Source organism: Luteitalea sp. TBR-22 (genome assembly GCF_016865485.1).
Taxonomy (GTDB): Bacteria; Acidobacteriota; Vicinamibacteria; order Vicinamibacterales; family Vicinamibacteraceae; genus Luteitalea.
This window is the reverse complement of sequence record NZ_AP024452.1, coordinates 3979911-3994361: the sequence shown is the minus strand read 5'-3', so window position 1 is coordinate 3994361 and position 14451 is coordinate 3979911. Positions and strand designations below refer to the sequence as shown.

Annotated in this window: 15 protein-coding genes; 14 read left to right on the top strand and 1 reads right to left on the bottom strand. The window is 69.7% G+C overall.

Annotation, left to right across the window (positions count from 1 at the left end; all coding sequences use genetic code 11):
• The first annotated feature begins 6 nt into the window (after window positions 1-6).
• The 11 genes from TBR22_RS16800 to TBR22_RS16750 all read left to right on the top strand — a co-directional run bounded on the left by TBR22_RS16800 (window position 7) and on the right by TBR22_RS16750 (window position 8583).
• A complete protein-coding gene (locus TBR22_RS16800; protein ID WP_239489002.1) occupies window positions 7-948 on the top strand; it encodes a carbohydrate kinase family protein in 942 nt (313 codons plus the stop codon).
• A gap of 1 nt (window position 949) precedes the next feature.
• Entirely contained in the window at window positions 950-1414 is a 465-nt protein-coding gene (locus TBR22_RS16795; protein WP_239489001.1) for a DUF2085 domain-containing protein, read from the top strand.
• A 164-nt stretch (window positions 1415-1578) separates the two neighbouring features.
• Window positions 1579-1941, top strand: coding sequence for a DUF6677 family protein (locus tag TBR22_RS16790; protein WP_239489000.1), 363 nt, complete (start codon window positions 1579-1581; stop codon window positions 1939-1941).
• Entirely contained in the window at window positions 1941-2114 is a 174-nt protein-coding gene (locus TBR22_RS16785; RefSeq protein ID WP_239488999.1) for a hypothetical protein, read from the top strand. The genes TBR22_RS16790 and TBR22_RS16785 overlap by 1 nt, the downstream gene beginning before the upstream one ends.
• Window positions 2111-2509, top strand: coding sequence for a VanZ family protein (locus tag TBR22_RS16780; RefSeq protein WP_239488998.1), 399 nt, complete (start codon window positions 2111-2113; stop codon window positions 2507-2509). Before TBR22_RS16785 ends, TBR22_RS16780 begins: the two co-directional genes overlap by 4 nt.
• 79 nt (window positions 2510-2588) lie before the next feature.
• Window positions 2589-3371 (top strand): enoyl-CoA hydratase/isomerase family protein, encoded by a 783-nt coding sequence (locus tag TBR22_RS16775; RefSeq protein ID WP_239488997.1) that lies wholly within the window; start codon window positions 2589-2591, stop codon window positions 3369-3371.
• A gap of 10 nt (window positions 3372-3381) precedes the next feature.
• Window positions 3382-3885 carry a 6,7-dimethyl-8-ribityllumazine synthase gene (gene ribH / locus TBR22_RS16770; RefSeq protein ID WP_239488996.1) on the top strand — a complete coding sequence of 168 codons (504 nt, stop codon included), beginning with the start codon at window positions 3382-3384 and terminating at the stop codon, window positions 3883-3885.
• Window positions 3882-4373 carry a transcription antitermination factor NusB gene (nusB, locus tag TBR22_RS16765; RefSeq protein WP_239488995.1) on the top strand — a complete coding sequence of 164 codons (492 nt, stop codon included), beginning with the start codon at window positions 3882-3884 and terminating at the stop codon, window positions 4371-4373. The genes ribH and nusB overlap by 4 nt, the downstream gene beginning before the upstream one ends.
• A 68-nt stretch (window positions 4374-4441) precedes the next feature.
• Window positions 4442-5980, top strand: a complete 1539-nt coding sequence (lysS, locus tag TBR22_RS16760; protein ID WP_239488994.1) for a lysine--tRNA ligase — start codon at window positions 4442-4444, stop codon at window positions 5978-5980.
• Between the two features lie 201 nt (window positions 5981-6181).
• Window positions 6182-6577 (top strand): BlaI/MecI/CopY family transcriptional regulator, encoded by a 396-nt coding sequence (locus tag TBR22_RS16755; protein ID WP_239488993.1) that lies wholly within the window; start codon window positions 6182-6184, stop codon window positions 6575-6577.
• On the top strand, window positions 6574-8583 hold the full coding sequence (locus tag TBR22_RS16750; RefSeq protein ID WP_239488992.1) for a M56 family metallopeptidase: 2010 nt from the start codon (window positions 6574-6576) through the stop codon (window positions 8581-8583). Before TBR22_RS16755 ends, TBR22_RS16750 begins: the two co-directional genes overlap by 4 nt.
• A 19-nt stretch (window positions 8584-8602) precedes the next feature.
• Here the strand turns inward: TBR22_RS16750 and TBR22_RS16745 are convergent, their stop codons facing one another.
• A complete protein-coding gene (locus TBR22_RS16745) occupies window positions 8603-9022 on the bottom strand; it encodes a four helix bundle protein (protein WP_239488991.1) in 420 nt (139 codons plus the stop codon).
• A gap of 129 nt (window positions 9023-9151) precedes the next feature.
• Here TBR22_RS16745 and TBR22_RS16740 point away from each other — a divergent pair, with 129 nt between their 5' ends.
• From TBR22_RS16740 to TBR22_RS16730, 3 genes are all read left to right on the top strand, one after another.
• Window positions 9152-10378 (top strand): lipoprotein-releasing ABC transporter permease subunit, encoded by a 1227-nt coding sequence (locus TBR22_RS16740; RefSeq protein ID WP_239488990.1) that lies wholly within the window; start codon window positions 9152-9154, stop codon window positions 10376-10378.
• Between the two features lie 174 nt (window positions 10379-10552).
• Window positions 10553-11236, top strand: coding sequence for an ABC transporter ATP-binding protein (locus tag TBR22_RS16735; RefSeq protein WP_370651352.1), 684 nt, complete (start codon window positions 10553-10555; stop codon window positions 11234-11236).
• A 210-nt stretch (window positions 11237-11446) separates the two neighbouring features.
• Window positions 11447-13888, top strand: a complete 2442-nt coding sequence (locus TBR22_RS16730) for an ATP-dependent Clp protease ATP-binding subunit (RefSeq protein ID WP_239488988.1) — start codon at window positions 11447-11449, stop codon at window positions 13886-13888.
• Window positions 13889-14451 lie beyond the last annotated feature (563 nt).

Below are 14451 nucleotides of genomic sequence, written 5' to 3'. Positions count from 1 at the left end.
AATCACATGGCTCGCCACATCGTCACCGGCTCGATCGCGTTCGACTACCTCATGACCTTCCCGGGGACGTTCACGGAGCTGCTGCTCCCTGAGCACCTCAAGCGCCTCAGCCTCAGTTTCCTCGTCGACGAGATGGAGAAGCGGCGCGGCGGCTGCGCGCCCAACATCGCGTACACGCTCGCGCTGCTCGGCGAGCGACCGGCGCTGATGGGCACCGCGGGGCAGGACTTCTCGGACTACCGCGCGTGGCTCGAGGCCGCCAACGTCGACACGTCGCTGGTGCTCGAGGTGCCGGGCAAGTTCACCGCGTCGTTCTTCTGCAGCACCGACACGCAGAACAACCAGATCGCGTCGTTCTACACGGGCGCGATGGCCGACGCCGACGAGCTCTCGTTCCGCACGGTGGGCGATGCCGACCTGGTGATCATCTCGCCCAACGATCCCAAGGCGATGGTGCAGTACGCGGAGGAGTGCCGGGCGCTCGGGCTGCGCTACATCTTCGACCCCGGCCAGCAGTGCGCGCGCATGGAGGGACCGGAACTGGCGGCCGGCCTGGTGGGCGCCAACATCGTGATCTGCAACGACTACGAGTACGAGCTGATTCGCGAGAAGACCGGGCTGGACGTCGATGCGCTGCTCGAGAAGTCCGAGGCCGTGATCATCACCAGGGGCGAGAAGGGGTCGTCGATCCACCTGCCCGGCCGGCGCGTGGACGTGCCGGTGGCGCCGGAGCGCCGGGTGGCCGATCCCACCGGCGTGGGCGACGCGTACCGCGGCGGGCTCATGAAGGGGCTGGCGATGGGATGCGACTGGGAGACGTGCGGGCGCCTTGGCAGCGTGACGGCCACGTACGCGCTCGAGCACGTCGGCGGCCAGAGCCACGCCTACACGCTGGACGAGTTCCGCGAGCGGTACGTCGAGGCATTCGGCGGGACCTGCCCGATCTAGGGTGAGCGCCGGGGCCGCTGGTCGCCTGCGAGCGGCCCTCCTCGTGCTCGCGATCGCCTGGGCCGCCGTGATCCTCGGGGCGCCTGCGGTGCGCGCCGCGCGTCCGGGAACCGGCCTGGCCATCGCTGCAGCGGTGCCCTACGCGATCGGGGCGCGGATCTGTCATCAGCGCCCCGAACGCTCGTTCCACACCCACGGTGTGCCCTGGCCGGTCTGCGGACGGTGCGCCGGCCTGTACCTGGCAGGCGCGGCAGGCCTGGTCGGCGCGGCACTGGTCCGGCGGCGCTGCGCCGCGCCGTCCCGGGCGCTGCTGGCCGCTGCCGCCGCGCCGACCCTCCTCACGTGGGCCCTCGAAGTCGCGGGCGTCTGGAATCCCGGCACGCCGCTGAGGGCGCTGGCCGCGGTTCCCCTCGGTGCGGTGATCGGCTGGGCGCTGTACTACGCGTCAGGCACACCCGACGTGTGACGGCCGGGTCGGCCTTCGACTGCGCTCAGGCCGCCCCCGTGCCCGGCGCCCGGCGCCCCCTGCCCGGTGCCCCCTGCCCGGTGCCCGGTGCCCGGTGCCCGATCGTCCCTTGCTACACTTGTCCGCTGATGTCCGCGCGCGCCGCCTCACCATCGCTTCCGCCCGTGCCGCCGCTCGTCCTGTGTGCCATCGGATGGCTCGTGCCCGGAGCTGCGCACGTGTGGCTCGGCCGGCGTGACAAGGGCGTCGTGTTCCTCCTGGCCATCGTCCTGTTGTTCGCGGCCGGGCTCTGGCTGGAGGGGCGGATTTTCCCGGTGACCTTCCAGGAACCGCTGGTCGGCCTCGCCGCCCTGGCCAACCTCGGGGTCGGCATCCCGTATTTCCTGGCCTGGGCCGCCGGGCTCGGGACAGGCAACGTCGTGGCCGTCAGCTACGAGTACGCCAACACCTACCTGATCGTGGCCGGGTTGCTGAACGCGCTGGTGGTGCTCGACGCGTACGACATCGCGATCGGCCGCAAGCCGTGATGACCAGCCACTTCCTCCTCCTCGTGTTCTTCGCCGCCTGCGTCTCGACGGTGCTCGCGGTGCTGCAGAAGGACGACCGTGCCGGCCAGGTGCGCCTGGCGCTCTACATCGCCGGCGGGTTCATCGGCACCGCGCTCCTCCTCGGCTGGCTGATGTTCCCGTTCCCGCTGTGACCCCCGACCGTCGTCGCCGGTTGATCGGCTGGGTGCCGGCCATCGCCTGGCTGTCGATGATCTTCGTGCTGTCGTCGCAGCCGTCGCTGCCGAGCCCCCCGTCGGTCAGCGACAAGGAAGCGCATGCCTTCACGTTCGGCGTGCTGGCCGTGCTGTTGCTGATGGGCCTGACGGCGTGGCGGTGGCGCACGGTGACCCGCTCGGCGCTGCTGGCCGCCTTCCTGCTGGCCGTCGCGTACGGCGTCAGCGACGAAGTCCACCAGCGTTTCGTGCCCGGGCGGACCCCCGACGTCGCCGATGTCGTGGCCGATGCGGTCGGCGCCGCACTGGCGATGGGGGCTGCGGGAGCGTGGGCTATACTCCTCGACAGGCGGCGCACCGCCGCCCGTCCCTGAGTCACAGCCGTCCCTGGCGGGTTCGCGCCGAATCCGCGCGCGGCCGACCGACCCGACCGCGCGTGCTGCCACTGCCGACATGAGCGACCAGTACCTCGACCTGACGGGCACCGGCGCGGTGCGCGTGCTGACCATCACGCGCCCCGAGAAGCTGAACGCGCTCAACCGCGCGACGCTGGCGGCGCTGCGCGCGCGGCTCGACGCGCTTGCCGACGAGGCTGCGCTGCGGGTGCTGATCGTGACCGGGGCCGGGCCCAAGGCCTTCGTGGCCGGGGCCGACATCGCGGAGTTCGACGGGTTCACGGCGGACGCCGCGGCAGCGTATGCGCGGGCCGGGCAGGCCGTGTTCGACCGGCTCGAGAGCATGCCGGTCCCGACCATCGCGGCGATCAACGGCTACGCCCTCGGCGGCGGGTGCGAACTGGCGCTGGCGTGCACGTTCCGGTTGATGGCCGACACGGCCCGCCTGGGCCTGCCGGAGACCTCGCTCGGGCTCATCCCGGGGTTCGGTGGTACGCAGCGCCTCGCGCGTGCCATCGGGCGGCAGCAGGCGCTCGAGTTGATCCTCACCGGGCGCCAGGTGTCGGCTGACGAGGCCGTGCGCCTCGGCATCGTGCTGCGGTCGGTGCCGGCGGCTGCGCTTATGGACGAGGCGCAGGCGCTGGCCGACCAACTTGCCGCGCGTGCGCCGCTCGCGCTCCGGTACGCGCGCGAGGCGATTGCCGATGGCCTCGACCGCCCGCTGGCCGACGGGCTCGCTGCCGAGGCGAGGCTCTTCGGGCTGGCCGCGGCCACCGAGGACATGCGGGAAGGCGTCCGCGCGTTCCTCGAGAAGCGTCCGGCCACGTTCACCGGTCGATAGGAGCAACTCCGTGTCGCGTCCCGCCATCCTCCAGCCCGTCCCGCAGGCGCCCGGCCTGCGCGTCGCGCTCGTCGTGTCCACCTACCACGACGGCATCACCGAGCGTCTCGCCGCCGGCGCGCGCGAGGCCCTCGCGGCGGCCGGCGTGTCGGCCACCGACGTCGAGCGCCTCGACGTCCCGGGCGCCTACGAGATCCCCTTCGGTGCGCGTACCGCCGCCGCATCCGGCCGCGTCGATGCCATCGTGTGCCTCGGCTGCCTGATCAAGGGCGAGACGCCCCACTTCGATTACATCGCCTCGGCCGTGTCGCACGGCATGATGCAGGCCTCGCTCGCCCAGGGGGTGCCGATGGCCTTCGGCGTCCTCACGGTCAACACGCAGGCCGAAGCCGAGGCGCGCGTGCCCGAGGGGCCCGGCAACAAGGGCTACGAGGCCGCGGTCGCGGCCGTGACCATGGCGTTGCTGGCGCGCGAGTGGCAGGCGCCGGCGCGCGGGCAGGGGAGCGAAGGGTGAGCCTCGACGCGCAGCAGCTCCGGCAGGCCCGTGAGAGCGCCCTCCAGATGCTCTACGGCTGGGAGATGACCGGCGATGCGCTTCCCGAAGCCATCGCCGGTGTCCGCGAGTTGCAGTTGCGGCCGCCGGTGGCCGAGCGCGACGCGCTGGCCGTGGCGCTGGCGCAGGGCACGGCGCGGACGCTCGACCGCATCGATCCGCTGATCGCCGAGGCGGCGACCAACTGGCGCATCGAGCGCCTCGCGGTCATCGATCGCCTGGTGCTGCGGCTGGCGGTCTTCGAGTTGCTCGAGCGCCGGGAGGTGCCACCGGCGGTCGTCATCAACGAGGCCCTCGAACTGGCGCGCACCTTCAGTGCGCCCGACGCCGTGCGCTTCGTCAACGGCGTGCTCGATGCCATCCGCAAGCGGCTCGAGAAGGAACGGTCACCGGGATCCGGGCAGCCGCCTTCGCCAAAGGCTCCGGCGGGCCCGGGCCGGGAGTCCTGAGCGACGCACTCCGAGCCCCGAGCCCTGACCCGTAAGCCCTGAGCCGCAAGCCTTCAGCCGTAAGCCCCATGTCCGATTCCGAACTCGTCGCCCAGCGCCGCAAGAACTTCGAGGACCTCACGGCCCTCGGGGTCCGCCCCTACCCGAACGCGTACGACACGACGCACCGCGTCAGCGAGCTCGTCGCCACGTATGGCGAGACGCCCGGCGAGGCGCTCGAGGCCGACCATGTGCACGTGCGTGCGGCGGGGCGCATCCTCGGGATGCGGACGTTCGGCAAGGCGAACTTCCTCGTGCTGTCGGACGGCGTGGCCACCATCCAGGCCTACATCCGCCAGGATTCGGTGAGCGCCGAGGCCTTCGCGCTCTTCAAGCTGCTCGACTTCGGCGATCAGGTGGGCGTGGCGGGCCGCGTGTTCCGCACGCGCACCAACGAGCTCACCATCTGGGCGAGCGACCTGGTGTTCCTCGCCAAGAGCTTCCTGCCGCTGCCCGAGAAGTGGCACGGGCTGCAGGACATCGAAACGCGCTACCGCCAGCGGTACCTCGACCTGATCGTCAACCCGGACGCGCGCCGCGTGTTCGAGGTGCGCGCCCGCGCCCTGCAGGCCATCCGCGGCTTCCTCGACGGACGCGGGTTCCTCGAGGTCGAGACGCCGATGATGCAGCCGATCGCCGGCGGCGCCCTCGCGCGTCCCTTCGTGACGCACCACAACGCGCTCGACATGAAGCTCTACATGCGCATCGCGCCGGAGCTCTACCTCAAGCGCCTCGTGGTCGGCGGCATGGATCGCGTGTACGAGATCAACCGCAACTTCCGCAACGAGGGCATCTCGACGCAGCACAACCCCGAGTTCACGATGCTGGAGTTCTACCAGGCGTACGTGGACTACGAGCACCTGATGCGGCTGACCGAGGAGATGTTCGCGGAGGTGGCGATCAAGACCATCGGCACCACCGACCTCACGTTCAACGGGCACGCCATCTCGTTCGCCGCGCCGTTCCGTCGGCTGTCGCTGCGCCACGCGGCGGCCGATCGCGCCTCCGAGAAGCTGCAGCGCTCGGTCGAGGCCGACATGCTCCGCGACGCGGCCACCGCCCGCAGCATCGCCACTGCGCTCGGGCTGGAAGTCCCCGACGGCGTCGGCGCGGGCAAGATCGCCACCGAGATCTTCGAGGCGCTCTGCGAGGACGACCTGATCCAGCCGACGTTCATCTACGACTTCCCGACGGAGGTCTCGCCGCTCTCCAAGCAGAAGCCCGACGACCCCGACACGGTGGAGCGCTTCGAGCTGTACGCGGGTGGGTTCGAGGTGGCCAACGCCTTCAGCGAGCTCAACGATCCGGCCGAGCAGCGCCGCCGCTTCGAGGCCCAACTCGCCGATCGGGCCCGCGGCGACGCCGAGGCGCATCAGATGGACGAGGACTACATTCGCGCCCTCGAGTACGGCCTGCCGCCGACCGGCGGCGAGGGCGTCGGCATCGACCGCCTGGTCATGCTGCTCACGGGCAGCGCGAGCATTCGCGACGTGATCCTGTTTCCGCTGATGAGAAGTCAGGGGCAGGCTCAGGGCTCAGGGCTCAAGGCTCAGAAAGAACAGGGCTGACGGCTCAGGGCTCACGGCTCAGACAGACACAGCAGGCTCACGGCTCACGGCCCAGAGAGCACACGGCTGCGGCACACGGCGAGCATTCGGGGAGGGCCGGTTCGCCGAAGCGGTCGCCCTCCTGCCGCGCGTGGTCTTACGATTTTGATCGTTGATCTACGACGAAGGTCGTAGTAGCGTCATCCTCCACGAGGTGACGCCATGGTCAAACGATCCGCCGCGCCGACGCCCACCGATGCGGAGCTGGACATCCTCCGGGTGCTGTGGGACCGGGGCGGGAGCACGGTCCGCGAGGTGCACGATGTCGTGGCGGGTTTGCGCGACATCGGCTACACGACCGTCCTCAAGCAGATGCAGGTGATGCACCAGAAGGGCCTGCTGACCCGCGAGGAACGCTTCAAGTCACATGTGTACGCGCCCGCGCAGCCGCGCAGCGCGACGCAGCGCGCGCTCGCCGGGCAACTCCTCGAACAAGCCTTCGGCGGATCCGCGCGCAGCTTGCTCCAGAGCGCCCTTGCGGGGCGGCGCGTCGACGCCGAGGAACTCGACGAGATCCGCGCCCTGTTGGACCAGGTCCAGAAGAAGGGGCAGTCATGACCCGGGCCTGGGCGGTGCTCGATCACCCCTGGCTTGTTGCCCTGGGGTGGCTCGTCATCCTTCCGGTGGTCGCCACCGCGATCCCGGCTCTCGCGCTGGCAGTCTGGCGACTTGCCCGTCGAACGGGCCCTGCCGTGGCCCAGTACCGCGCCGCCTCGTACGCCTTCGGGACCGCTGCAGTGTTGGCAGTTCTCGGGCTACCGCTGCTCCTGGTCGTCCCTGCCACGCTCGGGCGCGGCTCGACACCAGCGGGCGAGGCCGCGGTGGCGCCCGCATTGCCCGCTGCAAGGGGCGTGGCCACGACGGCTGATACACGTTCCGTCCCTGCCGCGGTGACGGTCGCGCCACCCGCGCCGGATGCGGCGGTGCCGCTGCCGCCAGTCGCGCTCGGTCTCGCTGCGGGTCTGTGGATGCTCGGCGCGACGCTGCTGCTGGCGCGCCTCCTGCTAGCGTGGCGAGCGGCCAGCCGACTCCGAGTGCGCGCCAGGCCGCTGGACGATGGCCCGCTCACGCGCATCTTCGAGTGTCTGAGTACGAAGGCGAAGGTCGAGGGCACCAGCCTCCTGGTGTCCACCGAGGTCGAGGCGCCGGTCGCGGTAGGCATCCGCGCGCCGGCAGTCCTCGTGCCTGCGCACCTGCTGCAGTGCATGCCGGACAAGAGCCTGGCGCCGGTCCTCGTGCACGAACTCACGCACGTCGCGCGCCGTGACTTTGCCGCCAACCTCGCGCAGTCCTTCGTCGAAGCGCTGCTGTTCCAGTGCCCCGCTGTCTGGTGGATGGGCGCCCGCCTCAGGGAAGCACGCGAGTTCTGCTGCGACGACGCATCGGTGGAAGCCGCGGGCGAGCGCGCCCGGTACGTCGAGGCGCTCACGCTGGTGGCGCGACTCGGTGCCCTGCAGCACGCCCGGCCGGTCGTCGGCATGGCCGGCCCCCGACTCATCACCCGTGTCCGTCGCCTGCTCGAAGGAGAACCGCCCATGTCGATGCCGATCGTCCGCACGTCCCTCGTCGCCACCGCGCTGCTCCTGGTGACCGCCCTGTTGCCGTCGATCGTCGCCACCGCCTCGAGGCACCTTGCGGTGCAACTGCTCGCGGCGGGACGGGATGCGGAAGGCGCGACCATTCCTTACGGGTTCCCACAGCGTCAGGATGGAAGCGCGCTACGGATTCTCGCCGTCTCGTCGAGCGAGGCGCACGTGTGCGGCACCTTCGAGTTGCAGAACACGTCGACGGCGGCCATCGAGCGCCTGCGCTTCGTCGGCGTGCTCTCGTTCAAGGCCGCTGCAGGGCGCCCCGTGCAGATCCTCGAGACGGGCTGGGTGTCGATGCCGCTGGTGCCAGGGGCCACCGCGCGCGTGGACGCGGGCCTGGTCGAGGCCGACCTCGCCAGGCGTGAGGGGAGAGGCGAGCACGTTCAGGCCTTCTGCGCGGTCCGGGAGATCGCATACGTCAATGGCGCAACATGGGGCGTGACGCCCAACCGAAGCGCCATGCTCGGGAGCGACGCCCTGGCGTTGTCGAGGCCGACGCTGCCACGCGCGTTCGTGGGCCAGACTCGCGCGCTGGTGTCGGAGCGCAGGACGCTGTGCGTCGACGACCGGGGCGCCGAGTACTCCAGTGGCGCCCAGATTGCCATGCGCGATGAACCCGGCCGGGCCGCACGCTGCGCCGCGGACGGGCAGTGGATTGAGGTCGACGCCCGCACGAGCGAGCCTGTCGCCCAGACGGGCAGCGCGGTGGTGGCGTTCGACGTGGCGGTGGACGGCCAGCCAGCGGTCATCGTGCTGAAGTCCGCCGCAGGTCAGGTGGCGACCCTGCGCCTCACCGATGGCCGGACCTGGGGCTTCGTGCCGATCGTGGCGGCGAATGGCGATGTCGCCATCTCGCTTCACGACATGTCGGCGACACCGCACCGGCTGCTTGCCACGCGACTGCTGCAGCCTGAAGAGAACACGCGCTTCGAGGAGGCCTCGCCAGCGTTGAGCGTCAGGTTGGCGCGCGACTGAACAGCTCGGGACTCAAGGCTCAAGGTTCAGAGAGGGTCGAGACGGGGAGCTCAGAAGCGGGCGCAGCTCTGCCGGTGTCGGCCGATAACTGCGCCAGTCTCGAGCGCAAGGCCTGTAATCGCCTGACGAGGGTGTCGTAGTCCTGCTCCAGGCGCTGGAGGCGATGATTTGGCTCAACCAGCCGTCGCAGCACAGAAAGCAGATACCTCGCTTCGGCGGCCGAACCGGTCGCGATCTCGATATAGCGGCCATACTCGCGAGTGGTGCTCCGCTGGCTGCCTTCCACCAGGTTCAGCGGGACCGACAGCGCCGCGCGGGTGAGCTGATCGCGAAAGATGAAGCGTGCCGGTGTGTGCAGGTTGGCAGCAAGCGCCATGACGGCGAACAACAATCGGTCGCTTTCGCGGAATACCTCGAGATTCCTGACGTCGCGAGCCATGCCGTCACCTCAGCCTGCATGAGCGATGCCGCGTCGGGCACAGTATGCTCTTTGAGCCCTGAGCCCTGAGCCCTGAGCCCCGAGCCATGCTCTCTGAGCCTTGAGCCCTGAGCCTGTAGCCTGTACCTCATGCCCTTCGAACTCTTCCTTGCCCTCCGTTACCTCGTCGCCCGGCGCAAGCAGGCGTTCCTGTCGCTGATCTCGGTCATCTCGACGATCGGCGTCGCCGTGGGGGTGATGGCGCTGATCATCGCGCTCGCGTTGATGACCGGGTTGCAGGGCGAACTGCGCGACCGCATCGTCGGCGCGTCGCCGCACATCTACGTGTGGAAGGTCGGCGACGGGCTCACCGACCTGCGCGGCGACATCGCGCGGATCAGGCAGGTGCCGCGCGTCACGGGCGCCTCGCCGATCCTGCTCGGCAAGGCCCTGGTCACGGCCGGCGAGCAGCAGGCGTTCATCACCGTCAAGGGCATCGAGCCGTCGACCGAGGGCGAGGTGACCGACGTCGGGGCGCGGATGACGAAGGGCTCACTGGCGGCGCTGGCCTCGCAACCCGAGGAAGGACTGGCGGGCATCGCGATCGGACAGGCCCTGGCCGACCAGTTGCGCGTCGACGTCGGCGACACCGTCACGCTGATGACGCCGGAAGGACCGCTCTCGCCGTTCGGCCCGACGATGGGGAGTCGACGGCTGGAGGTGGTCGGGGTCTACTCGCTGGGGCTGTACGAGTTCGACGCCGCCTACGGGTTCGTGTCGCTGCCAACCGCGCAGCGCCTGCTGGCGCGCGACCGTCCCGACTTCATCCAGGTGCGCGTCGACGACATGTACGCCGCGCCGGCCGTGGCGGCCGACCTCGTGAAGCGGCTCGGCGGCCTCTACGTCACCCAGGACTGGGCGCAGATGAACCAGTCGCTGTTCTCGGCGCTCTGGCTCGAGAAGATGGCCATCTCCATCACCATCGGTCTGATCGTGATGGTGGCGGCCCTGAACATCGTCGCCTCGCTGGTGCTGCTGGTGATGGAGAAGAGTCGCGACATCGCCATCCTCAAGACGATGGGCGCCGGGGCGCGGAGCATCACGGCCGTGTTCATGCTGCAGGGGCTCATCATCGGCGCCATCGGCACGCTGGTCGGCGCCACGAGCGGGCTGCTGGTCACGTGGGTGCTCGACCGCTACAAGCTCATCCGTGTCCCGATGGACGTCTATCAGGTCGCCTACGTGCCGTTCAAGGTGCAGGCCGACGACTTCGTCCTGGTCGTCCTGGCGGCGTTGCTGGTCTGCTTCCTCGCCACGATCTACCCCTCCCGGCAGGCCTCGCGCCTCGACCCGGCGCAGGCGCTCAGGTACCAATAGGCTCAGGGCTCAAGGCTCAGGGCTCGGAGAGCACACTGACGGCTCACGGCTCACGGCACAAAGAGCACGGTGACGGGTAGATTCGCCGGCGGCCATGGCGGGCTGGGCACGGCTCCTGCCTGGGGCTCACGGAGCGTTCTGCCTGTAAGCTTTCTGAGCCTTGAGTCCTGAGCCTTGAGCCCCATGCCTTTCCTGTCCGTCTCCTCCCTCGCCAAGTCGTACCCGACGCCCAACGGACCGGTGGAGGTCCTGCGCGACGTCGACCTGCAGGTCGAGGCGGGGGAGATGGTGGCCATCGTCGGCGCCTCCGGGGTGGGGAAGAGCACCCTGCTGCACGTGCTAGGCGGGCTCGACGGGCTCGATGCCGGGGTCGTCGAGGTCGACGGCGTGGCCCTGCACGCCCTGTCGGACGCCGGCCGCGTCGCGTTCCGGAACCAACACGTTGGATTCGTCTTCCAATTCCACCACCTGCTCCCCGAGTTCTCGGCCCTCGAGAACGTGGAGATGCCGCTCCGGATCGGGCGGGTGCCGCTGGCCGACGGGCGCCCCCGCGCCACCTCGCTGCTCGAGCGGGTCGGCCTCGGACACCGCCTGTCGCACCGCCCGGGCACGCTCTCGGGCGGCGAGCAGCAGCGGGTCGCCATCGCCCGGGCGCTCGTGATGCGTCCGGCGCTGCTGCTGGCCGACGAGCCGACCGGCAACCTCGACGAGCACACGGCCGACTCCTTGCATGCGTTGCTGAGGGAAATGCACGCCGAGCACCGCCTGACGTCGGTCATCGCCACCCACAACGGACGGCTGGCCGACGCCTGTGACCGGGTGCTCCGGCTGGAGGGCGGTCGGTTGCGCCCGGCCTGAGGGCCGGGGCGGGGTTGACCGCCCGTCCCATCCGTCCGAGGGCGGATGGCGTCCTAACGACAGGGCCCGCGGTCGTGTGTGTCGCGGGGTCGGAGCCATGGACGGTGCACCGACACGGGCGTTTGCGCGGGGCGGCCGCGCGGCCCTCCCGTATAATGCGGACACACGGCACCCCACGCGCAGGCCGCGTGAGCTCTTCCAAGGGACCACATGTTCGAGCGGTATACAGAACGAGCGCGGCGCGTCCTCTTCTTCGCCCGGTACGAGGCGAGCCAGCTGGGTAGCGTCTCGATCGAGACCGAGCACCTCCTGCTGGGCCTCATCCGCGAGGGCAAGGGACTCACCAGCCGCATCTTCGCGCGGTCTCACCTGTCGCTCGAGGCCATCCGCAAGGAGGTCGAGGGCCGCACCGTCTTCCGCGAGAAGGTCTCGACCTCGGTCGAGATTCCCTTCAGCGCCGAGACCAAGCGCGTGCTGCAGTACGCGGCCGAAGAGGCCGACCAGCTGTCGCACAACTACATCGGCACCGAGCACCTGCTCCTCGGCATCCTGCGCGAGGAGCAGTCGGTCGCAGCCACCATCCTGATGGAGAAGGGCATGCGGCTGGCCACGGTGCGCGAGGACATCGTCGCGCTGCTGAACGAGAAGACGACGATGACGCGCGTCAAGGAGACGCCGCTGCTGGCCGAGTTCAGCCGCGACCTCAGCGAGGCCGCCCTGAAGAGCGCCCTCGATCCGCTGGTCGGGCGCGAGACCGAGATCGAGCGCGTCCAGCAGGTGCTCTGCCGTCGCACCAAGAACAACGCTGTGCTGATCGGCGAGCCCGGCGTCGGCAAGACGGCGATCGTCGAGGGCCTGGCGCAGAAGATTGCGGTCGGTGACGTGCCGCACTTCCTGGCCGACAAGCGGATCCTCGCGCTCGACATCTCGCTGATCGTCGCCGGCACGAAGTACCGCGGGCAGTTCGAGGAACGCCTCAAGGCGATCATGAAGGAGCTGGTCGAGAACCCGAACATCATCGTGTTCATCGACGAACTGCACACGCTGGTGGGCGCCGGGTCGGCCGAAGGCTCGCTCGATGCGGCCAACATCCTCAAGCCGGCGCTGTCGCGCGGCGAGATCCGCTGCATCGGCGCGACGACGCCCGCCGAGTACCGGAAGTACATCGAGAAGGATCGGTCGCTGGAGCGGCGCTTCCAGGCCGTGAAGGTCGATCCGCCCAGCGAGGGCGAGGCCATCCAGATCCTCATGGGGATCAAGGAGCGCTACGAGACCTTCCACCACGTCGACTACTCGCGCGAGGCCCTCGAGGCCGCCGTGTACCAGTCGAGCCGGTACATCACCGACCGCTTCCTGCCCGACAAGGCCATCGACCTGCTCGACGAGGCCGGGGCGCGCGCCAAGCTGCGCGAAGCCGGGTACAGCGAGGAGTTCGGGCAGATCAACCGGAACATCCGCGTCGCCGTCGAGCAGATGGAGAGCGCCGTCTCGCAGAAGGACTTCGAGCGGGCGCAGTTCTTCCGCGAGCAGGAAGTGATGGCGCGCGAGAACCTGCAGTTCGTGCGCGAGAAGTTCGACGTCGCCTCGAGCCACCGTCGCGTCACGGTCGGTCGGCCGGAGATCGACGAGGTCGTCTCCAAGTGGACCGGCGTGCCGCTCACCTCGATCAACGAGGACGAGGGCGACAAGCTGCTCCGGATGGAGGAAGAGCTGCACGCGCGTGTCATCAGCCAGGACCGCGCCATCAGCGCCGTGTCGCGCGCCATCCGGCGTTCGCGCGCCGGCCTGAAGAGCCCGGCCCGCCCGGTGGGCAGCTTCCTGTTCCTCGGCCCGACCGGCGTCGGCAAGACCGAACTGGCGCGGGCGCTGGCCAACCTGCTGTTCGGGAGCGACCACGCCCTGATCCGCTTCGACATGTCCGAGTACATGGAGAAGCACTCGGTGAGCAAGCTGATTGGCTCGCCGCCCGGGTACGTCGGCCACGAGGAGGGCGGTCAGCTCACCGAGAAGGTGAAGCGGAACCCCTACTCGGTGGTGCTGCTCGACGAGATCGAGAAGGCGCACCCGGATCTGTTCAACATCCTGCTGCAGGTGTTCGAGGACGGCCACCTGACCGACGGCCTGGGAAATCGCGTCAACTTCAAGAACGCGATCATCATCATGACGTCCAACATCGGCGCCCGCTTCATCCAGAAGAAGGCGTCGCTGGGCTTCCAGCCGGGCGAGTCGGCCGAGACCAAGACGATCACCGAGCAGGTGCTCGGCGAGGTCAAGCGGACGTTCAACCCGGAGTTCATCAACCGCCTCGACGAGATCATCGTGTTCGAGGCGCTGACCGACGACGACCTGCGCAACATCACGCGGCTGCTCGTCGGCCAGTTGAACCGGAACCTCGTCGACCGCCAGCTCACGCTGGTGCTCGGCGACGACGTGGTGGACTGGATCATCGGCGTGACCTGCAACGACCGGTCGTACGGCGCCCGTCCGTTGCGCCGCGCGCTGCAGAAGTACATCGAGGACCCGCTGTCCGAGGAGCTCATCCGCGGGCGCCTCAAGACGGGTGGGTCCTTCGAGGTCTACATGTCGGAGGGCCAGCCGCACTACCGGCCGGTGGGCACCGAAGCTCCGGGCCTGCAACTGGCGACGGTGTAGAAGTAGGCTCAGGGCTCAAGGCTCAAGGCCGAGAGCGCGCGGTTGGGCTCGACGTCACAGGAACACGGCAAGGGCCGGTCTCCCCTCGGGTGGGCCGGCCCTTGTCGCGTCCGGCAAGTCGGGCCGATGACCTGGGGTCCCTGGCGTTCCTCCCGTCAGCAGATCCCCGAGCCGTGACCTGAGCCCTGAGCCTGATCTCCGAGCCCAGAGCCTTGAGCCCTGCGCCATCACTTTTCCGTCACGGCAGCCCGACCGACGGGTGGCGCACGACGTCTCATCTCCGGTACACTGACGGCTTGGTCTGCCACGCGAGGTCCAGCCGTGGCACACCCGGCTCGTCTCGGCAATGCTCGGGCCGCCGACACGACGCCCTAGGAATCGCGAACACGCATGAGACTCGCTGCCCCTGCTGGGGTGCTCTGCCTGGCCCTGTGGGCAACTCCGGTCGCCCTCGGCGCGCAGGCACCGGCCCCGCCGCAGACACCTCCGTCCGCGCCGCAGACGCCGCTGCCGACGACCCCGCCGCCCGCCCCCGCGGACCCGGCCGCTCCCCAGGGTGATGC

Excerpts from the sequence above, each read along its gene's own strand:
- TBR22_RS16800 (WP_239489002.1), top strand. The coding sequence starts at position 7 with ATGGCTCGCCACATCGTCACCGGCTCGATCGCGTTCGACTACCTCATG.
- TBR22_RS16785 (WP_239488999.1), top strand. The coding sequence starts at position 1,941 with ATGACCAGCCACTTCCTCCTCCTCGTGTTCTTCGCCGCCTGCGTCTCG.
- TBR22_RS16775 (WP_239488997.1), top strand. The coding sequence starts at position 2,589 with ATGAGCGACCAGTACCTCGACCTGACGGGCACCGGCGCGGTGCGCGTG.
- lysS (WP_239488994.1), top strand. The coding sequence starts at position 4,442 with ATGTCCGATTCCGAACTCGTCGCCCAGCGCCGCAAGAACTTCGAGGAC.
- TBR22_RS16755 (WP_239488993.1), top strand. The coding sequence starts at position 6,182 with ATGGTCAAACGATCCGCCGCGCCGACGCCCACCGATGCGGAGCTGGAC.
- TBR22_RS16750 (WP_239488992.1), top strand. The coding sequence starts at position 6,574 with ATGACCCGGGCCTGGGCGGTGCTCGATCACCCCTGGCTTGTTGCCCTG.
- TBR22_RS16745 (WP_239488991.1), bottom strand. The coding sequence starts at position 9,022 with ATGGCTCGCGACGTCAGGAATCTCGAGGTATTCCGCGAAAGCGACCGA.
- TBR22_RS16740 (WP_239488990.1), top strand. The coding sequence starts at position 9,152 with ATGCCCTTCGAACTCTTCCTTGCCCTCCGTTACCTCGTCGCCCGGCGC.
- TBR22_RS16730 (WP_239488988.1), top strand. The coding sequence starts at position 11,447 with ATGTTCGAGCGGTATACAGAACGAGCGCGGCGCGTCCTCTTCTTCGCC.